At 42.2% G+C, this 24,169-nt stretch carries 19 protein-coding genes; 4 read left to right on the top strand and 15 right to left on the bottom strand.

All coding sequences use genetic code 11. The features are described from left to right. Nucleotides 1-32 precede the first annotated feature (32 nt). Nucleotides 33-536 (top strand): hypothetical protein, encoded by a 504-nt coding sequence (locus tag AACT52_RS03740; protein ID WP_073636101.1) that lies wholly within the window; start codon nucleotides 33-35, stop codon nucleotides 534-536. Nucleotides 537-585: 49 nt separating this feature from the next. On the opposite strand, the gene AACT52_RS03745 is transcribed toward AACT52_RS03740, so the two are convergent. The 12 genes from AACT52_RS03745 to AACT52_RS03800 form a co-directional block, all read right to left on the bottom strand. Further along, nucleotides 586-2,013 carry a sugar transferase gene (locus tag AACT52_RS03745; RefSeq protein ID WP_073636102.1) on the bottom strand — a complete coding sequence of 476 codons (1,428 nt, stop codon included), beginning with the start codon at nucleotides 2,011-2,013 and terminating at the stop codon, nucleotides 586-588. A 234-nt stretch (nucleotides 2,014-2,247) separates the two neighbouring features. Further along, nucleotides 2,248-3,429, bottom strand: a complete 1,182-nt coding sequence (locus tag AACT52_RS03750; protein ID WP_073636103.1) for an endo-1,4-beta-xylanase — start codon at nucleotides 3,427-3,429, stop codon at nucleotides 2,248-2,250. After that, nucleotides 3,422-4,177 (bottom strand): WecB/TagA/CpsF family glycosyltransferase, encoded by a 756-nt coding sequence (locus AACT52_RS03755; protein ID WP_073636104.1) that lies wholly within the window; start codon nucleotides 4,175-4,177, stop codon nucleotides 3,422-3,424. The genes AACT52_RS03750 and AACT52_RS03755 overlap by 8 nt, the downstream gene beginning before the upstream one ends. Before the next feature lie 225 nt (nucleotides 4,178-4,402). Continuing rightward, complete coding sequence (locus AACT52_RS03760; protein ID WP_073636105.1) at nucleotides 4,403-5,593, bottom strand: glycosyltransferase family 4 protein; 1,191 nt, start codon at nucleotides 5,591-5,593, stop codon at nucleotides 4,403-4,405. Nucleotides 5,594-5,675: 82 nt separating this feature from the next. Beyond that, complete coding sequence (locus AACT52_RS03765) at nucleotides 5,676-6,800, bottom strand: exostosin domain-containing protein (RefSeq protein ID WP_073636106.1); 1,125 nt, start codon at nucleotides 6,798-6,800, stop codon at nucleotides 5,676-5,678. Between the two features lie 82 nt (nucleotides 6,801-6,882). After that, on the bottom strand, nucleotides 6,883-7,761 hold the full coding sequence (locus tag AACT52_RS03770) for a glycosyltransferase family 2 protein (RefSeq protein WP_443216694.1): 879 nt from the start codon (nucleotides 7,759-7,761) through the stop codon (nucleotides 6,883-6,885). A 45-nt stretch (nucleotides 7,762-7,806) separates the two neighbouring features. Then, nucleotides 7,807-9,072, bottom strand: a complete 1,266-nt coding sequence (locus AACT52_RS03775) for an O-antigen ligase family protein (protein ID WP_073636107.1) — start codon at nucleotides 9,070-9,072, stop codon at nucleotides 7,807-7,809. A gap of 42 nt (nucleotides 9,073-9,114) precedes the next feature. After that, nucleotides 9,115-10,377 carry a glycosyltransferase family 4 protein gene (locus AACT52_RS03780; protein WP_073636108.1) on the bottom strand — a complete coding sequence of 421 codons (1,263 nt, stop codon included), beginning with the start codon at nucleotides 10,375-10,377 and terminating at the stop codon, nucleotides 9,115-9,117. A gap of 43 nt (nucleotides 10,378-10,420) precedes the next feature. Continuing rightward, nucleotides 10,421-11,359 (bottom strand): hemolytic protein HlpA-like protein, encoded by a 939-nt coding sequence (locus AACT52_RS03785; protein WP_073636109.1) that lies wholly within the window; start codon nucleotides 11,357-11,359, stop codon nucleotides 10,421-10,423. A gap of 100 nt (nucleotides 11,360-11,459) precedes the next feature. Then, nucleotides 11,460-12,809 carry a flippase gene (locus AACT52_RS03790; protein ID WP_073636110.1) on the bottom strand — a complete coding sequence of 450 codons (1,350 nt, stop codon included), beginning with the start codon at nucleotides 12,807-12,809 and terminating at the stop codon, nucleotides 11,460-11,462. A 79-nt stretch (nucleotides 12,810-12,888) separates the two neighbouring features. Then, nucleotides 12,889-15,108 carry a GumC family protein gene (locus AACT52_RS03795; RefSeq protein WP_073636111.1) on the bottom strand — a complete coding sequence of 740 codons (2,220 nt, stop codon included), beginning with the start codon at nucleotides 15,106-15,108 and terminating at the stop codon, nucleotides 12,889-12,891. A gap of 52 nt (nucleotides 15,109-15,160) precedes the next feature. After that, a complete protein-coding gene (locus AACT52_RS03800; RefSeq protein WP_073636119.1) occupies nucleotides 15,161-15,610 on the bottom strand; it encodes a hypothetical protein in 450 nt (149 codons plus the stop codon). A gap of 1,085 nt (nucleotides 15,611-16,695) precedes the next feature. On the opposite strand from AACT52_RS03800, the gene AACT52_RS03805 reads away from it, so the two are divergent. Both AACT52_RS03805 and AACT52_RS03810 read left to right on the top strand, forming a co-directional pair. Next, nucleotides 16,696-17,295 carry an IS607 family transposase gene (locus AACT52_RS03805; protein WP_073636112.1) on the top strand — a complete coding sequence of 200 codons (600 nt, stop codon included), beginning with the start codon at nucleotides 16,696-16,698 and terminating at the stop codon, nucleotides 17,293-17,295. A gap of 19 nt (nucleotides 17,296-17,314) precedes the next feature. After that, nucleotides 17,315-18,511 (top strand): RNA-guided endonuclease InsQ/TnpB family protein, encoded by a 1,197-nt coding sequence (locus tag AACT52_RS03810; protein ID WP_233154214.1) that lies wholly within the window; start codon nucleotides 17,315-17,317, stop codon nucleotides 18,509-18,511. Nucleotides 18,512-18,656: 145 nt separating this feature from the next. Here the strand turns inward: AACT52_RS03810 and aspS are convergent, their stop codons facing one another. From aspS to AACT52_RS03825, 3 genes are all read right to left on the bottom strand, one after another. After that, complete coding sequence (aspS, locus tag AACT52_RS03815) at nucleotides 18,657-20,444, bottom strand: aspartate--tRNA ligase (protein WP_073636114.1); 1,788 nt, start codon at nucleotides 20,442-20,444, stop codon at nucleotides 18,657-18,659. A gap of 184 nt (nucleotides 20,445-20,628) precedes the next feature. Beyond that, nucleotides 20,629-21,033, bottom strand: coding sequence for a hypothetical protein (locus tag AACT52_RS03820; protein ID WP_073636115.1), 405 nt, complete (start codon nucleotides 21,031-21,033; stop codon nucleotides 20,629-20,631). A 142-nt stretch (nucleotides 21,034-21,175) separates the two neighbouring features. Beyond that, nucleotides 21,176-22,066, bottom strand: coding sequence for a zinc metalloprotease HtpX (locus AACT52_RS03825; RefSeq protein WP_073636116.1), 891 nt, complete (start codon nucleotides 22,064-22,066; stop codon nucleotides 21,176-21,178). A gap of 993 nt (nucleotides 22,067-23,059) precedes the next feature. On the opposite strand from AACT52_RS03825, the gene AACT52_RS03830 reads away from it, so the two are divergent. Further along, nucleotides 23,060-23,911 carry a hypothetical protein gene (locus AACT52_RS03830; RefSeq protein ID WP_073636117.1) on the top strand — a complete coding sequence of 284 codons (852 nt, stop codon included), beginning with the start codon at nucleotides 23,060-23,062 and terminating at the stop codon, nucleotides 23,909-23,911. Nucleotides 23,912-24,169: the final 258 nt, after the last annotated feature.

Raw genomic sequence — 24,169 nt, forward strand, 5'->3', positions numbered from 1 at the left:
AATCTGAAATGGTTTCCAAGGCTATGTAATATTTGCCTATACTTTCACCAACTATTCAGCTAGCTGTTTCTTACCTCCTAGCAACTCAAATTTTCTCCACGTCTGTCACCATCGCAATACGGAAGCTTTGGCAGCTTGTCATGGTTACGCTCCTGACTCTTGGTGTCATATCCTGTGCAATCATTTCTCAAACACAGACTTGGTGGTATAAGGAGCTTAACCTTTATACTCCCCAAGTGGTTGGGATCATCAACCAAGTACCCCAGCCACTTGTGATCACTTCCTGTCAGGGAACCTGGCCTCTGGGTGATGAATTGGCTCTTTCGCATCGGCTTGCTCCAAAAGTGCGGCTTCTGTTGGTCAACGAGTCAAATGTGCCCCAAATTCCTAATACTTTCAGTGATGTGTTTTTCTACAATCCTTATTACAATGCTCCGATGCCGATCTTGGAATCTAAGCTTGAGAAAGAGCAGAAATACAAGATAGAGGAGGATGTTTACCCCAAAAAGATCCAGCTTTGGAAATTAGTAAAATAGTGAACAGAAGAAACCTACCCCTGAATTGCATCTTTCTGGGGAATTCGTATTAGTAGGCACCTGTTTTTTGCAGGACAACCTGGATAGTTTGCAGCAAAATTTTCAAATCTAGCCAGAGGGACCAGTTCTCAATGTAGGCGATATCTAATTTCACCGCATCTTCAAAGTTCTCAATATTCGAGCGACCAGAAACCTGCCACAATCCAGTGATACCAGGCAGAACTTCTTGTCGGATAAAATGCGCTGTTTGGAACCTCTCTACATCCCTGATAGGAAGAGGGCGCGGACCAACCAAACTCATTTGCCCAAGTAAAACATTAAACAGTTGCGGTAACTCGTCCAAACTGTAACGGCGCAGGAACTTGCCTACTCGTGTGATGCGAGGGTCGTCTTTGACTTTAAACAGAACACCATCCTTGATTTCATTTTTTGCTTCTAGGGTTGCTTGCAACTTTTCTGCATTTACAACCATCGTACGGAATTTCCAAATCTTGAACTTCTTACAATGCAGACCAATTCGGTCTTGCTTGAAAAAGACTGGACCAGGAGAATCTAGCTTAATCACCAAGGCAATCAACAAATAGACTGGTGAGAGAATGATTAACAAAATAATCGAACAACAAAGGTCAAAACACCGCTTTACCCAAAAGTCGCTACCTGTAATAATTGGTGCTGGAATTGTCATACAGGGGACTTCACCAATCATCCACAATACGGATTTAGGGTGACGAACTTCACTCTTTATTGGGAGTATTCTTAGGGTAATGCCAGCTGTATGGAAATGCCAGCAAACATAGAGACGATTTTTGATTGCATTCCAAGAAACAAAAGCCTCTACTATGCCCAGTTTGTGAAGATATTCAAAGGTTGTCTCTCTGTTACGTAGATCCAGGCAACTAGAGTCAGCACTTCCCAGTATGAGGTAGCAGTTTTCTTGCGCTATTAACTTAGTATGATCCTCTTGCTCTTCTGCATCAGTAATTAGAAAAACGGGATGAAGAACTGCTCCTCTGTTCCGGAGTAGTTTAGTGGTAACATCAAACAGATAACGAGTACTACAAACAAAGGCTACAGAAAAGAACCAAAAAAGTAGAAAAGTCGAGCGCGAAACATAGTGATTTGGTTCGTAGAGGAAAGCAATCAGTAAGAGGAAAACTTCTGATAGGGAGACTGATTTGATCAGATTAGGATAGCTACGACGATGTATGCCAGCCCGATATAGTCCTTGGGCTGCTAATATCCCTATTTCAACTATAAGAGTAAGTAGTAGAAAAGATGTTTTTTGTGTCCAAGGAGACTGTAATGGAGTCCCATAAAATACTGCCAACTTCCATGCTAATATTAAAGCAATAACATCTAAAAAGATAAGTGTTACTACCCGCAGAAATCTTATAGTTAATCCTCTCTGTATCCTTGTGCCTTTAGCTGACCTTAAGTCTGGTTTTAAACTTGCTACTGATAAATATCTGGAAGCCACGATTCCTATCCCTCTTGTATTTTTCCTGTTAGCTGTACTCTTGATTCGGTTGATAAGTCAGATATGCTTGATTGACAAAACAATGCGGATTGCGATATTTAGCTACTCAAAGCATTCAGTAGATAGGAACGCAAGAGCCATATTGACTGCTCTGTAACTCATTACAGGTAGTCACACTCATTACAGCCAAGGTGGGAACACTAAGAAATACACTAATAAAATGGAAAGCTGGGTTTAACGTTTTGGAGCTCCCTCAAACGCTCTTGCCACCGCATTCCATGCCAACTTAGGTTTGAGGTTTGAGTCCAGTGGTAAAGGACGTACTGGTGCTTTGTCTGAACGTGGATTGTATGATGAGTGCCAGGTGTAGCGATCGCTCAATCCCCAAGTTAATACTGCAATGACTGCTCGCTCATCTAGCACCACTGAAAGATAGTCTTCATAGGTACTAGCGACAATGCGATCGCGAACAGCAGTATCTCCAGGTAATTTTTGGTCTATTACATCTAATTCGGTAATCAGAATTTTTAAACCAAGACTAGCGACATCAGCTAGAAATTTTCGTAGTTTCTTAGGATTGAAACGAGTTTCATGACCCCATAGGTGAGACTGGATACCGAGGGCATGAATCGGTGTTCCTCTAGATTTCAAACGTTCTAGCAATTTCAAAACAGCAGCCCTTCTCGCTTCCTCTGTAGGGATATCAAAATCCAACCCATAGTCGTTGTAGACCAACATGGCTTTAGGATCGGCTTGGGCAGCCACACGAAAGGCAAGCTCAATGTGCTCCGGACCTAAAAACTCAAGCCACGGTGACTTTCGCAAACCGTCAGATCGTTTGTGCTCTGGTTCAATCGCCTCATTGACCACATCCCAAGAGTGCATTTGCCCAGCATAGTGTTTGGTAACAGTTGTAATATGTTCCACCAAAAATTTTTCAGCATTTTGACGGTTAACTGTTTCTTTAAACCACTTAGGCAGACCCTGATACCAAACTAAAGTATGTCCTCGAAAAAGCATGTTATGAGTGCGGGCAAATTTAGCTAACCAATCGCTGTAGGTGAAGTCGAACTTGTCTGGGGCAGGGCGCACAGCAGCCCACTTTAGTTCCCCTTCTGGCACTAAAATTCCGCACTCTTGAGCAAAGCGGGTTGCAAAAGCAGAATCTGAGGAAAGCTTTTCCTTATGGCCTGCTGCTCCATAAATCAATCCTTTAGCAGCAGCACGTTGTCGTAGAGTCCCTTTGCCAACAACTGTAAAGTTTCTTTGTCGATTACCAAGCGCTTGCAGCTTTTGGTCTTGATACTGTTTATTTTGGTATGCACCCTTAGCTGTAGCTATAGCCCCTACGGTTGTTAAACTAGCCAAACCCAGCCATAGGGCATGTCGCCTAGTCAGTAATCGGTTACTACGCATTGAGAATCTCCCGTAAGAATAGCCCCGCTATAAACCAGGGCTCCAATAAATAACGCCTCCAGAGTCTTTTAGGCTCACTCAATAGGCGATAAAACCACTCCAAGCCCATTTTTCCCATCCAACGAGGAGGAGTGGGAATGGCTCCCGCTACATAATCCATGCAGGCTCCACAAGGCAGAATGGTGTTGGTATGGATATGCTCTAAGTTGTCTAAAATCCAGTACTCTTGGCGTGGCATACCCATTCCCACCATTAATATGTGGGGTTGATAATCATTAATGGCAGCCAAAGTAGCCAGATTTTCTTGGCTGCCTTTTTGAGTATTGATGTAGCCATGAGCTGTAGCTATTTGTAAACCCGGAAACTTCTTCCGTAGTATTTTTGCTCCGCGCTCTGCGACTCCTGGTTTTGATCCGAGGTAAAACACCCGCCATCTCTTCTGGGCAGCTTCTGCCATCACGGACCACACCCAGTCAGCATAAGTGACTCTTTGCTCTCGCTTTAGTGGAAAACCAAGCAGCTTCCCTAACAATACCAGAGCCATACCGTCAATATGAACATAGTCTGCCTTGGCGTATAAGGCTTGCATTTTGGAGTCGTGATGGTAAAGATAAAGGCTATGCAGGTTGTGATGAGCAATAATCCATTTTTTACCTTGCTCAATAGATTGTGCAATCAACGAATTCAATTCAGGGATAGAAAGTGCATCCACATGAATGCCGAGAAATGTGTGCGGTAATCGTTTCATAGATAGTTCCTTATCGAGGTCTATAAACTTAGGCAACAGAGTGCATTGGCAAAGGAATTCCCCTGCCAGTTTTAAGGTTTAAGTGCTGAGTGAAGAGAAGATTTAGTCCGTTATGTGTTTATGGAAAACTGCATCGATATGGAAATATCAGCAGTGCAGTATCTCCTGCTGCTTAACAACAAATTGGTAAAACCTGAATTCAATGGAGTAAAGACAACAATCGCTTCACAACCGTTTTTTCAATATCTGCTCAACGCCTTCAACTAAAGCCTGAACCCTAGCTGTCCAGCTATGGTTTGTTTCTATCTCTTTGCGAGCTAAGTATCCCATGGAAGGTAACACAGCTCTCTGATGAAATGCTTCAACTAAAGCACGTTTGAGATCATCTTTGTCACCAGGACGAAATAAAAAACCTGTTTTTCCTTCACAAACTAACCGTTGAGCATCCTCAAAAGCTGAAGCTATCACCGGCTTTGCCATTGCCATGTATTCATAGAGTTTCATGGGTGAAAGGTACATTTTCCCCATTTGTAGCTGCACCTGTCCGGAGTAACCTACGTCGAATCCAGATATATATTGCGGCACATCTGACCAAGGCACCTGACCTATGAAGGCTACATTGCTGGAAAGACCTAGTTGGTGAGCATAGGTTTCCCAATCAGCTTTCATAAAGCCGTCCCCCACCACGACCAGTGATAAATCCATTCCTTGCGATCGTAATTCAGACAAAGCTTCAAGCAGCAAATCTAACCCTGCCCAGGCATATAAACTACCGACAAACCCGACTGTGAAACCTGTAAATACCCGCTTGGCTGAATGTCGTTCAGGGTTAATAAAATCAGTATCTACGCCATTTGGCACCAAGACTATCTTTTCAGCAGGGATATTGAAATCACGAACCAGAATTTCCTTCAAGGTTTCGCTCACACAGGCTAAAACATCACACTTTCGGTATGCCCAAATTTCCAACCACTGAGCTATGCCGTCTAATACTAAAGCCTTTCGCTCAACTTTAGCTTCATAGAACAACAGCGCTTCAGCTTGTAAAATCCACGGTATTCCGTGCCACTGAAAAATCCAGCCGAGAGATTGGAGAGTCGCAGCGTATTCATAAACCCAATCCACTTGATTACCCAGTTCTCGCCAACTTCTCCATGTATTCACAACACCGAGTCCCAAACGTACTATGTCCACTGCTAGGGTGCGGAAAAATCCACTGCTGATTGCCTCCCCAGAACCCATCGCAGACCATTTTTTGGGATATCTATCTCCCACGATGAAAGGCTTGACTTGCCAATCGAGTGATTCAAAACCCTTTATCAATCCCAAGATACGGGACCGAGGTCCAGACATTTCCGCATAGGGATGAGTTGAGATACGTGGTCCTCCAGCTAGAAAACATAGCTGTTGCTTCATCTAGCTCCTCCAAATGTATTAAAACAAACCTGAATACTGATCACCGTCGCTTTGCTGCCAACAGTCACCTATAATCAACGCTTCATGGTGGACTTATATAAGCTGCTTCTTTTTTAGAAGTATTGATCTGAAAATGTTGCCAGAAGTTGGTGAAAAATCCTTCATAAGACAACCACTCTTTCCACAGATGGCGACACTCATATTGCAGTTCTACAAATTCTTGCGGTGAGAGTTTGTTGTGGAACTCTGCAACAAAAGCAGCAATCTGTGGCAAGTCTTTTCTGTCTAGCCAAACACAATATTTTTTCCAGTCAATTTTAAAGTCATAAGGTAGGACACAATCAGTATCAACTATGATGGGAATACGTCCACAGCACAATGTTTCAATCAGCCTGAGAGAAAAGTTTCCCCGACCACGGCTGCAAAGAATGTAGTCACTCTCAACCATGTTGTGCACATATTCGAGGCGCAGTTTCTGCTTTTTATCGGGGTTGTTGGCATCGTCATAAAATACCATGTTGTCTCGAATTTTAAAATTTGGCTCAACTAGCGGACTGTTGCTTAGATACTTCAAAGCCTCATATCGTAGGCGATGTCCCTCATAAGGTGAAAAGAATTCTTTACCCCTTGCCAACATGACTCCCTGGCTGATCAAGTCCTTTAACCTCATTGTCCAATTGCCTGGATCAGCACAACCATCAAATCCCACTACAGGCTTTTCTTGCTTCTGCCGGATAGTAAGTTCATTTCCCAAGTAAAATTCGACTAAGTCTTCGTAGAATGCGGTAAATACAAAATCATTGGGTCGCCTTTTGGAGGCTATAAGCGACTGACGAAAAACAAAAGCATCTTGAATGGGGACTTGTTCATGAGAACGATCGCCACAATAAAAAATAGCAATTGGCTTGCCAGCTTGCTCTACCATCTGGGCAAATTGAATGGCTAAAGCATATAGTGATTTATCAGCCTTATCTTTCCATGTATTTCCTGAGACGTGTATCCAATCACAAGGGAAAACGGCTATATCTGCTTCTTCTAACGAAGAAATTTCAAACAGGGAGTGACTCAGGTTTGCATAATTGATAAGCCCTTTCTCCCAAGGTGGAAGATTTTCTCCTATTTGTCCTAACCAGAAAGGTTCAAGTAAATGAACAGGACGCTTACCTTCAGGAAGATATTGGATGTCTGAAAATATCTTTATTTTCATCTCAAAAAAGTGCTGTAATTGTGAAGTTATAGAGTTAATTTGGCAAGCTTTTTGTGAAATTTTGGAGTTAAGCTTTTGAGCTTTATTGTTTCATTTCTACAGAAAAACTAGGAGATGCACTCAAATTTTTGTAACCAATGACTGCACGTAGATAAGGCAAGAACCAATACAAAAACCAGAACGGACCAGAATGTCGTCTGGCAAAAACAGTCCATGCTCGTATTGGAAAACCTTTGGGTTGAAGCGCCTTTCTTAAGCGATCGCCTATAGGAAGGTTAGTATCCACCCAGCTACCTTGAACAGAGTTTTTAGAACAAGTACCTATAAATCCAGGTGCCACCCATACTGAACAACCTAGTTTGCGTGCCCTAAGTCCGTAATCCAAGTCTCCCAGGCTATGGATGAAAGCAGGATCTAAATTACCAACCTTTTGTGCAACAGAACGGGGAATGAGTACGCAGTTTCCATACATTGTGTCGCACTCTTGAATTTCCTGACTTGGCTGTAGAAATTCGTACTTGTTGGAGTACCAGTGCTTTGAACGTACAGCACCACCGTAAGTCGGTTTGCCTGTGATTGCATCTCTGGTTGAACCAACAATGATGGAATTTGGGAAACCTTTTTCTATAAGGTCATTGTGAGTTCCAAACACTTTGCTTAGAGCATTTGGGTCAAGTATAGTGTCGTCATTCAGCCAGAGATAATAGTCATAATTCTCCTTTAAAGCTTCGGCAAATGCCAGCCGCATTCCTCCTACCCAGAAAAGGTCGCCTGTACCCTTGAAAATCTTAACTGCTGGGTAATTTGCTCTTACCGCATCGCAAGTGCCATCGGAACTCCCATCATCAACTAGATAAACATCAAAAATTGTATTTTGCTTGTACAGTGCTTGCAAACATACCAAGGTTGTATCGCGCCTGTTATAACAGGTCATTAACACAGCTAGTTTTTTAGAATCCATTTCATCTGTCATAGACATATCCGTTTTTTAAAGAAGGTATGACAACTAAAGTGCTAGTTTTACTTGACTCGAAGATGTCATGAGTTGATTTTTTCGTATTTGCTTTATCTGAAGAGATGATGAAAAAGCTATTGATACATAAAGAATCCAAAATATACTATTTGTTGCCATTATTGTAATCACTTCACTACTATTAACAACTAAATAAAGTCCCAGAAAGAGGAACATCCAAAAAGTTTCTATTGTTCTAGTTATAAACAAGACCTTGACGACTTTGTATAGGACTTTAAAAAAATCAAATGTGAAAAGTAGTAATCCCACAAAACCAAGTTGGACAAATAAGTCTACAAACCCGTTATGAGCTTGAAAGGGCTTTTTCGGGTCCCATTCTTCATACCTTAGCCATGTATTATTGATGACAGAATAACAAGCATCTGTAGTCCAAAACGCGTTATAACCATAACCTGTTAAAGGTCGTTCCAATCCTTTATCGATAATGAGTGTCCATAATGGAGTACGTCCATTAAATTCAATATCTTTTCCTAGAAAATCAACCACTATTGTTTCTATATTGACTAAAATTAAAGTCGCTAATGTACTTAATATTAATAATGCGATTATCAGGATAAATGCCCTATACTTCTTTTGCTTAGCAATTTTGTAAAGAGGTAAAAGAGATACTGAAAAAAGAAAAACTATTAAGCCTGTTTTACTAGTAGAAAGCCGAACCAGAATTAATGAAAAGAATATTCCGACCAAAGCTATCCAGCGATTACTGTGTTTATTGAAGACATTAATTAGAAAAATCGAAGCTACGAAACCCATAAAACGACCCATATGTTGTTTGTGGGCATAAATACCCCTCCAAGACACAAGGTCGTTTACGATATGAGTGCCATAAGACGGTGCAGCAAAACCAGCAATCAGACAGCTAACTATCGATATACCACCAACCCAAGACAATAAGCGTATCTGCTGCCTGAGTGTGTATCGCGTAGCCAAATATATTCCAAATAAAGTTGAACGTACTAATGCTCTAACCTGTTCTGCAGTGTCGGGTGGACTTTCAGACCAGAAAACTGAACATACACCAACTGCAACTAAACATAGTAGAGTTTTATTTGTCGTAGCAACATATGCAACTCGCTTCCATTGCGAAGCAACTAAAACAATTACAATTCCATAGCTAAGAACATTTATGGCACTTCTAACAAAGTCTGGTACTACAACTGTTTCGGCAAATAAAAGTAATAAAATAACGCTTGCTACTTCTAACGTCTGTACCAAACGTCCAAATAATTGATGCTTCAATTTCTACACTCCGAGCTTTGTCGTTGTTAAATCTCACATTGCTTAAGGTTGCTTGCATATTTCTTTATGTAAATTAAAATAAATATCTAAATAGCGAAGCACTTGGATTTCTAAAGTAAATTCTTTTTCTGCCTTTTCACGAGCACGATGCGACAATTTCTGATACCTATCTGGATTTTCTAGCACCCAAGCAATCCCTTGAGCTAAATCTTCAACATGAAAAGGTTGAGCTAAATAACCGTTTTTATGATGCTCAATCATATCTGGCATTCCGCCAATTTTGAAGGCAACGCAGGGTGTTCCGCAGGCAATTGCTTCCATTACCATATTTGGCAAGTTATCTTGAATAGAAGGCAGAACAAGTACATCTGCTGCCGAATAGATCAAAGCTAAAGACAAATCATCATTGAATGTACCTAAGTAGTTAGCTTTCAAACCAAAGTCAGGAGGACTTTCAAGTTTAGATACGCCAAAAATAACTAGCTCCAACCTATCTTTCCAACCGGATTTGCTTAGCTCTTGCAAAGCTGGTTGTAAAAAATGAAATCCTTTTCTTTGCTCGCTCGTTGTTTGTAGCGAGCCAAATAGAATAAGTTGTTTGTCTTGGGGTAAATTCAGTATTTCTCGGGCTACATATTGATTAATAGGTTTATAGCTTTGAGTATCAATCCCGTTGGGAATGACTTCGATTCGCGAATCTCTAAACAGGGAGCTGGAACTTGCACATTTGGCTAACCAAGAGCTAGGTGTAACAATTGTCAAATTCAAATCTCTCCAAGCTTTAGCTTTGCGTTGCCATACCCAACGGGATAAATCCCAGTCTTTGCTGCTTTTAAGCAGAGGACAGGTACCGCAGGATTTTGTGTAGCGATCGCACTCTCCACTGTAATGACACCCGCCAGTAAACGCCCACATATCATGAAGAGTCCAAACTAACGGGCGCGGTAGCTTGGCGATTGTTTCAATCTGTATAAAGCCTCCACTCATCCAGTGCAAGTTAATAATGTCTGGATCAATCTGAGTCACCTTGGGAATAACCCCGTCTGGTAGCCACTGGAGAGAAAATGTAGTTTTATCACGCTGACTGTAAAGCTTTAATGGCAAAACATCAAACGTCAGCTTTGCCCGTGCTATGCCTTGAGATAGTCTAATTTTGGGTGCAAGCACCGTTGTGTCATCGCTATATTTCTCTTGCACCAGCATTTGCGAGTTTACATTTATATTCTGCAACCCCTTGTGCAAGCGATAGGTAGCTCTTGCTGCTCCACCATTGGTATCAGATGTGCTAATATGCAAAACTTTCATTTTGTGCAAACGATTGTGAATCAAATTCAATTTCAGGTTCTGATCATGCTTTTTTCAAACCTTTCAGCATCTTCTTGATTTCATTCTTGAACAGTTGCAGCAGACCTGGATTATATAGAGTACTTTGCGTAAAGTTATCTGCTCTATCATCTCGAATAACAAATGGTGGATGCTTTAGAGGAAACTCTATTGGCTCCGTGGGGAGACTGTCGTATGGACTTTTTTTGGCAGAAGTGAAATGAGTAGAGTCTGGACCAAAGCCAATATTAGAAATCAAATTTACATTCGAGATAATGCCTAACCTATTCTGCACAAAGCAGGTAAACGTCCACTGATAATCCCAAATTTGATCTAAAGGATTCTCATAAACAGACTGAAAAATATCGCTCCAAATCTTAACTGCAAGGGGGTCCATTAGAATATCAGTGAGAAAACTTTTCGATTGAATCTCCTTCCAGAGCTTGATGTAAAGGTCATAATGCTGCCAAGCGCGTCTCCAAGTTGCCCAGCCCCAGGAGAGTTGATAGCGTGAAAAGTAGTAACTGTAATTTGTGCGCCTACGCCCAAACTGAACATTCTGCCCAGAGATTGAGGCAATTCGGGTATCGTATCTATATTTCTCAAGTAATTCTTCACAAAAGCGAAAAAATGTAGGATGCGGTAGGCAATCATCCTCTAAAATAATCGCCTCCTCAACATTGCTGAAGACCCAATCAATACCACTAGAGACACGTTTTGCACACCCCAAGTTGGTATCAGAGTAGTTCTTGATAACTTCGCAATCCCAATCAACTCGCTCAATAATTGCACGAGTAGCTTCACATTTTTCTGCTTCACCAACACGCTCCGCATGCGGTCCATCTGCAATGACAAAAAGTTTTGGTGGTTTTGCTTGGCGAATGGCTTCAAACACCCTTTCAGTTGTATGCGGTCGTCTGAATATGATAAAAGCTATCGGTGTTTTTAACTTAAAATCTGACATTATAATTCCTACATTATTTCACATTTTTTAAGATGAGTCATTCAATGTATTCTCAAGGCAGTATTATGCCTTTGATTGGATTGATGAAATAGATAAAAAATTATCCTTTATCTTTTTTGAGATATACAACATTTCTCATAAAGAGACTGGGTAATATAAGCGCTTTTGTCTGTCTAATAAAAAACATCCTTGTTTCTGGAAAAAATGCATTAGTGGCATACGACGCTATACATTGAGCAACAAGAGTAGAAATAGCAGCACCTACACCTCCATAGCTCTTAATCAAGAAGTAATTCAAAAATAAATTGACAATGGCACCAGTTGCTGTTGTCATAAATGCAAACGACATGAGGTTCTCTGCTGTTGTCCACAAACTTCTGACTAGTCCAGAACAGACAAATATTCCAGTCCAGATATGAATTGTCAGTATGACTCCAGCCTCTATGTAATTTTCTCCATAGAGCAAATTTACAAATTGATGAGATACGAATGATACTGTTATGGCAACTGCAAAGGACAGAATTGATAAGGAATCAAGAACTTTCTGTATCCGCTCATAGTACAAATTTGTACTTTCTTCTTTCGCTTTCACAATCGATGGAAAAACTGAATTAGTGATAGCCATTGGCACAAAATACCAAAGTTCTGATATCTTCACTGCTGCTGAGTAGATGCCCACGGCGCTGTCGCCAATCATTTGCCCTAGCATCAGCTGATCCATTCGCATATAAATCATGATCACAAAACTCGAAAGGATCAGTGTCCAGCTATCTTTCAGTAACTCTTTGCAAGAGCGAAAGCTAAACCGCCAAGCTTTAACTAAATACCCTTTAAAGCGGTATGCAATCAACAGTCCGGCAGCGCTTAGTACCATTTCGGCTGAGTATACCCAAGCAAATAGAATTAATGGAGCTTTCATTTGAAGCAGCAAAACTCTACCGCAACTGGCTAACACAAAGCCTACATTCTTAAACGAAACTGCGTATTTTGACTGAACTTGTGATTGGAACCAAAACTCAATAACGTTAAATGATTCAAAAAACATTCCCGCTATGATGATTCCAACCAACCAGTGGCTCAAGGTGTCATTAGGACGAAGTACCACTATAACTATGATCGCCAATACCATAACTGCTACTTGGGCAATCATCTTGAGGACGAAGGCTGTACCTAACACTTCGTCCTTGCAGGATGGTTGACGAACAATGTTACGTATAACAATGCTATCAAGCCCTAAATTAGCAACGGTGTTGAATATGGCAGTAAAGGCGATCGCATAATTGAAAATACCAAAATCCTTCGGTCCGAGGTAGCGAGCCACCCAAACCCCTACCAGCAGCCCTATACCCATCCGTAGAATCTTATCAGCAAATAGCCAGGCTGTATTGCTGATAATTTTGAGCAAGTTAGGACTTAGCTTCTGGGTTACTGTAGCTAGCTTATGAATCATTTTGTTATGGTTTTTTTGCCTAAATTGGATTAGTTCAATCCAAAATCTAAAATCTAAAATCTAAAATCTAAAATTTGGTTTACCGCTCTTCTTTAATTTTTGATGGAGCTACTTTATCTGGTACAGAATTGGGCAACATCAAATCATGCTCTAGATATGCTTTCGTGTAGTAGAAGTTGCTGTTAGGCTCTTGTTTGACATTCACACCGTTAATCACCATACCCAAAACGTTTTGACCTGACTGAGCCAAAAACTCTTTAGCAGCGATCGCACTGGCAGAGTGAATGACCCCAGGACGAACAACCAGTAAGATACCGTCAGCTAGCTTGCCTAAAACAGCAGCGTCCGCCGTTCCCGATAAGCTGGGGGTATCAAAGATTACGAAATCAAATTCCTCTGCAAAGGAGGTGACTAATCCAGCCATCCGCTTGGAATCCAATAGTGCAAGTGGATTAGGGGGTAAGACTCCAGAGGGAAGAACGTATAAGTTGGGCATGACTTGCTCTATGGCTCTTTCAATAGAAACGTGGTCAACAATGACATTCGACAGACCAAGTCCAGTCGTCATGTTCCAGACATGATGCTGGACTGGATGACGCATATCAGCATCTACCAGCAGCACCCGACGCCCCACTTGAGCTATTGCGACAGCTAAATTTGAAGCTACTTCAGACTTTCCCTCACGAGACACGGAACTCGTAACCACAATCGTTTGTATTTCCTTATCCGAACTTAAAAATTTCAAGTTGGCTTGCAGCATTTGGTACGCTTCACCAACAGGAAACAGGGGAATGTCTCTGCCAATCACTCTGGGAATTGGTTGCTCTATAGCTTTGACGGAATAATTCTTTTTGCCACTGCTACTTATAGAAGGAATAATGCCCAGCAGGGGATATTTGAAAAGTTCTTTGGCTTCTTTAACTGTCTTAATCGAGCGGTCAATCAAATCTAAACTGAAGGCAGTAATGATACCAAGTATGCCACCGAGAACGACTCCACCCCCAATCATCAGAGCTTTTCTTTGACCTGCAGGTTTATCTGGTACCAATGCTCGGGAGACGACACGAGCATTTCCAATATTTTGGTTTTCTGCTACCTGGATTTCTTGCAGTCTCGTCAAGAGTGTTTCGTAAGTCGTTTGAGCCGCTTTCAGCTTCCGCTCAAGCTGACGTTGGGTCTGTTCTAGCTTGGGCAAGACATTTGCTCGTTCTTTGTAGCTAGACCGCTTTTCAGACAGTGTCATGATTTGTTTTACTAAACCGACGCGTTCTGCCTCAGTGCGAGCATAATCTTCAAGTAACTTTTGTCTCAGTTGTCCTGTCTGTAAATTCCCTACAGGGATTTGCTGATTGTTGCCAACCACCTGGTTGCTCCGCTCCTTTAGTAATCTATTGAGAGCAGCAACTCTTTCTTCCAAGTCTATAATGCTTGGATGTCCGGGCTGAAAACGGGTTCGCGCAACTGCAAGCTGGCTTTGCGCTTCCTGGAGTTGAGTGAGCACTTGCTGAATTCCTTCGGTTTGACTCAATGCAGCAAAGGTCACAGCTTGCTGCGAATCGACTTTCGCCTGACTCTGTAACTTCTGTAATCGAGCGTTGGCATCTGCTAGTAGAGTTTGGGCTTGAGAAATTTGGTCGTCTAAAGTAGCAATTGCATTAACTGATGCAGTTGCTTCTTCTTGCAGTGAGATGATTCTATTCCCCTCTTTGAACTTACGCAGGTCTAACTCTGCTCGCCTTACAGCTGCCTCTGTTGCAGGTAATTGTTGCAGAATAAACTTGCGGGCTGAGACTGCATCAGCGCGATTCGCCTCTATGTTATTCTTGATATAAGCCTGCATTACCTTATTGACAACTTTTGCAGCCAGTTCAGCATTTTTGTCAGAGTAAGAAATTTGCAGGACTTCAGTTCCTTTTGCACCTTTTACTTTAATATTTTTGGTCAAGTCCTCAATTTTGATGCGTTTGCCTTGGTCGTCTCTAAGGTCAAGTGCTTCAATCGTTTCTTCAATAACCGGAACAGATACAACTATCTCTGCCTGAGTATCTAACGGATCGCCTGTCATAGCTAAAGGCTCAAGCCGTCCTATACCTTCCCCCAAACCCGTTAGTGAGGGGGTACGATTGGTCTTAATCAATACACTTCCCTCTGCCTTATATGAGGGTTTCAATGAGAATCCAAACAAGGATGCAAGGGCAACAACTACACCAAAAACCCCTATTGCAGGTAGCCAGCGTCGTTGCAGAACAAGTAAGTGTTTTTGAAAATCTATCTCTTCAAAGTTTGGTATAGGTTCCATAATGGCAAATTTTAATCGTAATAATGCATTGAATTGCGACTGCCTTTAACGCTTAACCTCCAAACAAGAAATACTTGCTGTTTTGATAGCCAACCATCCTTGCATTGCTACGAGTAAACTCACCTACCGAAGGATTTCCCTTGGGGTCAATCGCCCCAATCGCTTGTTGCCAAAGTTCTACGGATGCTACTGACACCTCATAGCTACAACCCTCTTTGCGAGAAGCTTTGCTCGCGTGCTTTTGGACGTGATACCACTTCGTTTCTTGACACTGTTCGCACCAGAATGCTTCCAACCATTCATCTTCTAAGGAAACTGCGGTTTTAGCCGCTAGCAACATTAAGGCATTCTGTCGGCTGACTCCCCGTTGCTGGAGTTGTCCGGCGCGATCGGCAAACAATGTATACTTTTGACTCACACTCTGGAGATAGCATCCATGAATTGGGCAGTAGATAGCCCGTCGCTTTGAACGTTTTCGATTTCGGTCACACCTTCTCTGCAATCCGACCTCCCTCATTGGTAAACAAACTACACACAACAAGAAGGTTACGTTGGAGGGACTGAGATCAAAAAGACCATCGAAGCCCAACTCCGCTCGTCAACAATCAGCTATTTAATTGCAGTCCAATATACAGTAAGCCTTAAATAGTCTGAAAACCAATACACTACTAGTGTTTAAAGGATTTCCAACCTCAGGCTTAACAGTAGCTCAAACTTAATTTTTCAACTTAACCTAACCTACAAGAGGATTATTTGTGGAGAACACCCAGCGGCTAATCAATCGCACCCCAATCACTGCGACTGCAAACAATCAATACTTTTGACTCATACTATCGATGTAGCATCCATTAACTCGACAGTAGTCGGTTACACCTTCTGTGCAATTTGATTTTTATTATTGGTAGACACATCACACACAACAAGAAGGTTCTGTTGGATACAGTGAAATTACATAGACTATGGCAGTCTAGCTACTAAACAATAATATCATGTTTGTTTGAATACCGATACTAGGAATCGTAATAAAAATAATTGACGAAATTACTTTTCAGTTGGTGGAGATAAATATACAGACTAGAATCATTTATTCATCTATCGCAGGCAGGATAACCGCCCCACCCACAAGAAGTGTATTGAATGCAAATGCAAACGGCAATATTGATTACTATGAGAACTCAAAGGCGGAAGCCCACCAGTTACACTTTATTAAGTAGGTGGCGGGAATAAACAAACCTATATAACGATTTGTAAAGTATGATAAAAAGCTTGTTTTAAAAGGCTCCAATCATCTTTACAAAACTTAACGTAGCTCGCTTTATTGACACTCTCCCGACTACCAAAATATCGCTATAATGCAGCGATAAATATAAAAAATAGAGCGGCAGGGCATTCCGTTCTTAAAGCTCAGCGCCTCCGCGCGCAATAGCTGGATTGGGTGAGAAGCCCACACCGTAATCTTTGATTACGGTGTGGGAGGATGACCTAGGAGACTCAATCTAAATACAAATATTGACAATCCGGACATATCGGACAGAAAATAAGGGCGTGGCTAAACAACTATGTCCCTGATTCTGCGAGAAATGAGTGATGACCAATGGCTATCGCTCTCCTGTTGCTGCTTCCCGATTGGGAATTTCAACAAAAACCCTCCAACGCTGGGAAAACGGGGGAAAAATCGAAGCGCATCGCACCGAAGGCAACCATAGAAGATTCAAAGCATCAGCAATTGACGCTTTGCTTGGAATTGAACCCACAGACGACAGAAAAACAATTCTTTACGCAAGAGTTAGTAGCAGAGGTCAAAAAGACGACCTCGATTCACAGGTTAACTATCTCGTATCTAAATATCCTGGCTGCGAAGTCATCCGAGACATTGGAAGTGGGCTCAACTTCCGAAGAAAAGGTTTACTCACCTTACTGGAACGAATTTTGTCAGGCGATGTCAAGTTGGTTGTCGTTTCCAACAAAGACAGACTTTGCCGTTTTGGGTTCGACCATTACACATGGCTCGCGAGCAAATTCTCGTGTGAAATTCTGGTTCTCAACAACAATAACCTGTCTCCAGAACGCGAGATGGTTGAAGATATTCTTGCCATTATTCATGTCTTCAGTTGCCGGCTTTATGGACTCAGGAAATACAAAAAAGCTGTCAAAGAAGACCCTGACTTATCGAGTGTATCCACTTAGGGAAACCAAGAAAGTTTGGATGCTACGAATACATGCTAATAGAAAAGTTTATAATAATGCAATAGCTTACTTAAACAAGCATCAAGGCTTTAAATACGTTAATACCAAAGGAGAGGTAAAAACCTCTGGGAAGAAAGAATTTAGGTCTTTTTGTAAGACGTTAGGTAAAGAGATAATTCCCCAATGGTGTAAAGATTTGTCAATTGCTCATGCCTTAGATAATGCGTTATTTGAAGCTTATACGGCTTGGAAGAAAACCGACCGACAACCTAAATTTATCGGGGGCAAGGAGAAAAAGCCTAATCCTAATCGTGGATTAAAGATTGCTAAGTTTCGCTCCATTCGAGATAAAAACCAAACTATTCAGTTTGACCCTAATGATTATAAAAACGGTCACTGGATGGCGAGTAAAGGCTTAGAGAAGGCTGAGTTTTGGGGACAAGACTTCTGTTTAATTAACTATAATGATGCTACTGAACTGACCTATAACAAAGGCAGATGGTATGCAAACTTTCCTATAGATATGGAAGTTGTAGAGCCGCGTAACGGTGGTAAAGTTATTGCTCTTGACCCAGGCTTGCGTTGTTTCTTAACTGGTTTTGATGGGAATAATTTCACTGAATTTGCGTCGGGTGATTTCGCGCTTATTGCTAAACTTTGTTATCACCTAGATAAACTTAAGTCTAAGCACGACCTCGCCAAAGGCACCTACTTCAAGCGTTACCGCTACAAGCTACGTAAAGCAATGGAGCGTATTAGAACTCGAATTAAGAATTTACGTAGTGAATGCCATAAACAAGTAGCATCATATTTGGCTCGTAATTACGATGTGATTTATTTACCAACTTTTGAAACTTCTCAGATGGTAGTTAAGAAAGCGCGGAAATTACGCAACAAATCCGCACGAGCGATGATGACTTGGGCGTTCTATGAATTTTCCAAAACCTTAGAACACCTGTGTAATCGTTATGGTTCCAGGTTAGTACGTGTGACCGAAGAATATACCAGTAAAACTTGTACCTCGTGTGGTCATGTCCACACCAAGTTAGGCGGCAATAAAATGTTCAAATGCCCTCATTGTGGCACTATCATTAAGCGTGATTTCAACGGAGCCTTGGGGATATTCCTCAAGGCGTTGTGGGATACCACCCTTGTCAGCACTGTTTCTGCTGAGGAGGTCGTACTCAGTCTGGCTTGTCCAGAATGTCTGGGTTAAAAGTATCAGTATATCACAAGACAACATTCTGCCTTTGTGGCGAACGGGGTGTGCCGCTTAAGGCAAGCAATTGGGTTAACCAAGGCGAAATCTTCGCGCGAATCCCCCTCGATAAGGAGGGGGAGTGTCAAAAATGAGTCGTTAACTACGACTTTGGCTTGTAGGTTGAAGCAACGTGCAACTCTTTGAGCTGCTTTGCGTCCACTGCTGAAGGCGCATCTGTTAACAAACAACGTGCTTGTTGCGTCTTCGGAAAAGCAATAACATCGCGAATTGATTCTTCCCCAGCTAGCAACATCACCAAACGGTCTAAACCGTAGGCAATACCACCGTGAGGCGGTGTGCCATATTCAAACGCCTCCAACAGAAAGCCAAATTTATTGTGCGCTTCCTCAGGAGAAAAGCCAATTGTCTCAAACACCTGTTGTTGTAGTTCTGGTTGATAAATCCGCAGACTACCGCCGCCAACTTCAAACCCATTAAACACTAAATCGTAAGCTTGCGCTCTTGCAGTTTTCAAGTCGCTCAAATCATCGGGATTAGGTGCTGTAAATGGGTGGTGCAGGGCTTCTAGGCGATTTTCCTGTGCGTTCCATTCAAACATGGGGAAGTCTGTCACCCAGAGCAAGTTGATTTTTTCTGGCTCGATTAACCCGAACTCCCTAGCGGTAACTTGCCGCAACCTATCTAAAGTTTTATTAACAGTAGCTGCGTCACCAGCCCCAAACAACAGCAAATGACCGGGTTTTGCATCTGTACGGCGCAAAATTTCCTGTTTTTGTTCTGCGGTGAGGTTGTCTTTAATCGCCCCAATGGTGTCGATTTCACCGTCATCTCGTACCCGGATGTAAGCTAAACCTTTGGCACCGGCTTCGCTGGCTTCTTTGAATAAGTCGCCGCCTGGTTTGATACGGACGTTGGAAATTAAATCGTTCCCGTTGGGAATAGGAAGAATTTTGACAATACCACCATTGGCAACGGCTTCGCGAAAGACTTTGAAACCAGAGTCTTTAAGGACATCCGAGACATTGACGAGTTCTAAACCATAACGTGTATCTGGTTTATCACTGCCATAGCGTTCCATCGCCTCGGCGTAGGTGAGACGCGGAAAGGGAACCTGTATTTCAATGCCCTTTACTGTCTTGAAGATATAACCAACTAACTTTTCATTGAGTTCGATAATTTCTTCTTGGGACATGAAGCTCATTTCCATGTCCAACTGGGTAAACTCTGGTTGTCTGTCGGCGCGTAAGTCTTCATCGCGGAAGCAATGCGCAATTTGATAGTATCTGTCAAAACCTGATACCATCAGCAACTGTTTGAATAGCTGGGGTGATTGCGGCAAGGCAAACCACTCGCCAGGGTTGACGCGACTGGGTAAGATGTAATCCCGCGCACCTTCGGGAGTGGAACGGGTGAGGACGGGGGTTTCGACTTCCATGAAACCTTCCACGTCTTCTAGGTAACGGCGCATAGCTTTAACGACTTGATGGCGTAATTGCAAGTTATGTGCCATGCGATCGCGCCGCAAATCTAAATAACGATACTTCAGCCGCAAATCTTCCCGCACTGAATCAGCGTCGGCTGTGGAAACTTGGAATGGTAACTGTTTGCGGACTGAGTTGAGGAGTTTAATTTTATCGGCGTAAATTTCAACTTCGCCTGTAGGTATGCGGGGGTTGAGCGATTCTTCCGGACGTTGCGTCACTCTACCTGTGATTTCAACAACGTATTCATTTCGTAGGGTATTTGCCAATTCGTAGGAATCAGGAGTACGCTGCGGATCGCTGACAATTTGGACGATGCCATTGCGATCGCGTAAATCTATAAATATCACACCCCCATGATCGCGGCGACGGTCTACCCATCCGTACAAGGTGACAGTTTCTCCAATCTGTTCTTTTCGGAGTTCGCCGCAATAGTAAGTTCGCATAAGTGTTAATTCTTAATAACCGAGCTAGAGAATCCAAGTCAATGTTAGAGCTTTTTCATTATCTAGCATCATTTGTAATTCTAGTCATTCCACCTCAAGAAATCTCATGCAAAAACACAAAAATGTAGAGACGCGCAATTGCACGTCTCTACAGCACTTTGGCATTTGTTTTGTGGGTGAAAGATTAACGTTGAGGGCGAGGAGCATTGAAAGCATCCCATGCGGCTTTAGCCGCGGCTTGGAAGCGATCGCCTACTTCTGCTATTTCTTTGAACAGCAAGTGCCAGTTTTTCTCGGCTTCCTGCTGGAGGACTGCAAACGCGTGTTCAATGCGATCGCGCTCAATGAGTTTGTCGCCTTCCAGGGCTTCCCGTGCTTGACGTACTGCATTCAAATAGGTTTCACGGGTGAGGGTACCTGCTGATTCTGCCTCGGATTGCGCGCGTCTTCTAATCGCCTCAATCAGTGCTTTGGTTTCATCCTTCACTTCATCAGTTTCGCCAGCCAATTCAGTTTCTACCACCTCATGGGTTTGAGGGCTGACTTGTACGATGACTAAGTTTTCTTCGTTATCTGCATTGTAAGTCATGGTTAGGCTCCTTTATGCAATACTGTACTTGTCGCATGATAGCTGCACCCTGTAGGGATTGGGGATTAGGGATTAGCGATTGGCTATTAGCGATTAGGGATGAGAGTATTGCCCAGTCGCCAGTCGCCAGTTCCCAGTCCCTTTATCGCCTAAATGAGAACTCGGCTGTTCTGGACTGTTGTTCTTGTTCTAATTTTAGCAATGCCTCAACTCGTGCTTCAGTAGACGGGTGGCTGGAGAACAAGCTCCCGAGGAACTGTCCTGAGAATGCATTCGTAATCAACAGTGGCTCAAAAGCTGGGTTGGCTTGCAGAGGTAGTTGCCTTGCTGTCGCTTCTAAACGTTGCAGCGCACGGGCTAAGGCGCGAGGATTACCAGTCAATCTAGCAGAACCTGCATCCGCTGAAAATTCCCGCGTACGAGAAATTGCCAGTTGAATCACTGTTGCAGCAAGTGGGGCAAGGAATATTGTCAACAGCATCCCTAAAGGATTTGGACCATTATTGCGGTCATCCCGTGAGTATGGAGTATACCAAACGCTGTAGCTGACGATTTGGGCTAAGAAAGATATAGCACCTGCGATTGTTGCCGCAACAGCCTGTGTTAAGGTGTCACGGTTAGCAACGTGGGTGAGTTCGTGGGCGATCACGCCTTCGAGTTCGTCTTCTGGTAATAAATTTAATATGCCTTCGGTAACTGCGACAGCAGCATGTTCTGGATCGCGTCCTGTTGCAAAAGCGTTGGCGGCATCGCCAGGAACAATGTAAATTCTCGGCATAGGCAGATTGGCGCGTGCGCACAATCTTTGCACCATCTGATACAGCCCTGGTGCTTCCTGCGGTGATACTGGCTGGGCACGGTATGCCGCCAGCGCAATTTTATCCGATTGATACCAAGAAAACAAGTTTGTCACTGCTGCGATGACAATTCCCACGATAATACCACTAGTACCGCCAATCACCCAGTAGCTGATGGCAATCAAAATTGCACTTAAGAAAGCTAGTAATGCAGCCGTTTTGATTTGATTTCTCATGTTTTTGCTCTCCTTGTAATGCTGTACTGATTCTGTAATTTGCTTATAACGACAGCATTACTTAAGCCGCACTTTCATTGTATCGACCCAAACACAGATCCACCAGGTAGAAATTGCGCTCCGATTGAGTACGGTTTTCCCACTCAAGTGTTGGCATCTTATTTCAAGAGAGACTTCTTTTTTTGGTGTTTGCCAATACAATTTAAATTTTCAATAATTTTCAATCATTTTACTTTTTCATATACCTTCTTTAACAAAATAGCAATTCGGCATGATTTCTAAGATGTTCATTCAAAGCCGTCCTTTGCCATTACTAATAATTCAGGACTGCTAGACAAATGACGAGTCTAACCAGCATCTTTACACCTCAAGGTGTATTGTTTCTGCAAAAAAAACAACTGTCTTAAGTAGTAATTTTTAATTGTTGATACTATGAGCTTCGTTTCTGGCTAGAAATTAAATCCTCCCATATTCCTACAGTTATTTAACTAAACATCCTCCGGACATGGGCAGAGCCAAAATACAAAAAATTCTGTCCTAAACAAAATTTTTAGCAAAATTAGGAAAATCAGTAAAAAAAATTAGTTGTAGATGTTTTTTACAGTAGTTACCGAGTAAAATTGGCAGAGATGCAAGAAAGTTGAGTAATTTTTTCCAGAAAACAAAAAATTAGAACTATTCTCCTAAAAAAATGCTAAAAATTATTTCTCTTTCTCTTCCTAAAACGTAGAAATTTTTCTGGTAGTAGTTTATATTTAGAAATTAGTAAATCATTGCTGCGTGATATTTATCACAACTAAGCTAGTATAGCTAGTTACAAACTTGAATGAGTAGCTTGAGAACTGTATTTGCTTGGGATAACAGTATTCTAAGCATGAAAGAAGGAAATATTGGCATATAAGTCGTATTTTTGACTGCTCTAGACAATAACCCAAAAATGGGCTCAACCCTGGGAATCGAACGGATCAGTCATCACCTCCGAGGACAAGTCTAATGGCGCAAAACATCAACAAAGTAGGAGTTGTGCACAAGTCTATCAAGATTTTGCAGGACTTTGCAGTATTTATCATCAGCCCTTGGTTGAATACAGCATCTATCAAATCTGTGCAAAAACGAGTCGATTCTTTGGAACGACATTTCTATCAAGGTTTACCACACACAGAACAACGTCTGGAGTTCCTTATTGGGCAGTTACAACACCAGTTCAAGATTCTGCAAGATAGTACAAAAAATCGGTTAGACAAGTTATTAGAGTATGAATTGCGTCAGCAAGTGCTGGACGTGCTAAAGGAGCAGACAGATATTATTATTGAGAACATCAAACCAAGTGTTGAAGATTTGATCCGCGAGCTAGAGGATAATAAGCGTTCAGACCGGGAAGCAAGCCTTGCAGATATTCAAGGCAAACAGCACAAACTCCAAAAATCTCTAGCACAGATCCAACAGCTAACTACGTCACTGCCAAGCTTAGACGCACAATCAGCAGCTTGTCTAGAAGCAGGATTTTGGCTACTAGCTCATCGAGAAGAATTAGCACAAGAAGTAGCAGATGAGTTATTGGGTTCGCAACATCCCCAAAGAGAAGTATTTCGTCATAACCTTGGTAGATATTTAAAGCTGCTTGGAAGCTGTTTGGAAAATGGAATTGAACCCGGTTTACTTTATCAAGGAATCATCACTCACCATCAGCCGTCAGTTGAGACATATGTGAAAGCATTCAAGTTGATTCAAGATAAGTACATAAGCTATTGGGAAAATTCAGCGCAAGTCTCAACTGAAGCAGCTGTGGAGTTGAGGGCGTACTTTAACTACCTCATCGATTATTTAGTGAAAGTGTTACTCTAATCACATAATCACAAAAAAACTTTTAACTAATTCGCGCCCTCGTCCCCCACTATAACGGTACTCCGTGAGCGTGGCGCTCTTTAAGCCGGACGGCGACGAGGGCATCTCCTCCCGCGTTGGTTGACGCTCAACGCGGGAGGAGATGTCCGAATGGTGTGGGAGGATGTCACAAGAATAGACTCATTACTAGAAAACACAATTTCGGAGTTAAATGGAGTGAGTCATACTATTTTTTCACCCTGATGTATTTATCTCCGA

This window comes from Scytonema sp. HK-05, from assembly GCF_963872035.1.
In the GTDB taxonomy this organism is placed as follows: Bacteria; Cyanobacteriota; Cyanobacteriia; order Cyanobacteriales; family Nostocaceae; genus Kalymmatonema.

Coding starts and splice junctions, on each gene's coding strand:
- aspS (WP_073636114.1), bottom strand. CDS start 20,444: ATGCGAACTTACTATTGCGGCGAACTCCGAAAAGAACAGATTGGAGAA.
- AACT52_RS03820 (WP_073636115.1), bottom strand. CDS start 21,033: ATGACTTACAATGCAGATAACGAAGAAAACTTAGTCATCGTACAAGTC.
- AACT52_RS03805 (WP_073636112.1), top strand. CDS start 16,696: ATGACCAATGGCTATCGCTCTCCTGTTGCTGCTTCCCGATTGGGAATT.
- AACT52_RS03780 (WP_073636108.1), bottom strand. CDS start 10,377: ATGAAAGTTTTGCATATTAGCACATCTGATACCAATGGTGGAGCAGCA.
- AACT52_RS03760 (WP_073636105.1), bottom strand. CDS start 5,593: ATGAAGCAACAGCTATGTTTTCTAGCTGGAGGACCACGTATCTCAACT.
- AACT52_RS03765 (WP_073636106.1), bottom strand. CDS start 6,800: ATGAAAATAAAGATATTTTCAGACATCCAATATCTTCCTGAAGGTAAG.
- AACT52_RS03795 (WP_073636111.1), bottom strand. CDS start 15,108: ATGGAACCTATACCAAACTTTGAAGAGATAGATTTTCAAAAACACTTA.
- AACT52_RS03790 (WP_073636110.1), bottom strand. CDS start 12,809: ATGATTCATAAGCTAGCTACAGTAACCCAGAAGCTAAGTCCTAACTTG.
- AACT52_RS03755 (WP_073636104.1), bottom strand. CDS start 4,177: ATGAAACGATTACCGCACACATTTCTCGGCATTCATGTGGATGCACTT.
- AACT52_RS03770 (WP_443216694.1), bottom strand. CDS start 7,761: ATGGATTCTAAAAAACTAGCTGTGTTAATGACCTGTTATAACAGGCGC.
- AACT52_RS03785 (WP_073636109.1), bottom strand. CDS start 11,359: ATGTCAGATTTTAAGTTAAAAACACCGATAGCTTTTATCATATTCAGA.
- AACT52_RS03810 (WP_233154214.1), top strand. CDS start 17,315: ATGCTACGAATACATGCTAATAGAAAAGTTTATAATAATGCAATAGCT.
- AACT52_RS03825 (WP_073636116.1), bottom strand. CDS start 22,066: ATGAGAAATCAAATCAAAACGGCTGCATTACTAGCTTTCTTAAGTGCA.
- AACT52_RS03830 (WP_073636117.1), top strand. CDS start 23,060: ATGGCGCAAAACATCAACAAAGTAGGAGTTGTGCACAAGTCTATCAAG.
- AACT52_RS03750 (WP_073636103.1), bottom strand. CDS start 3,429: ATGCGTAGTAACCGATTACTGACTAGGCGACATGCCCTATGGCTGGGT.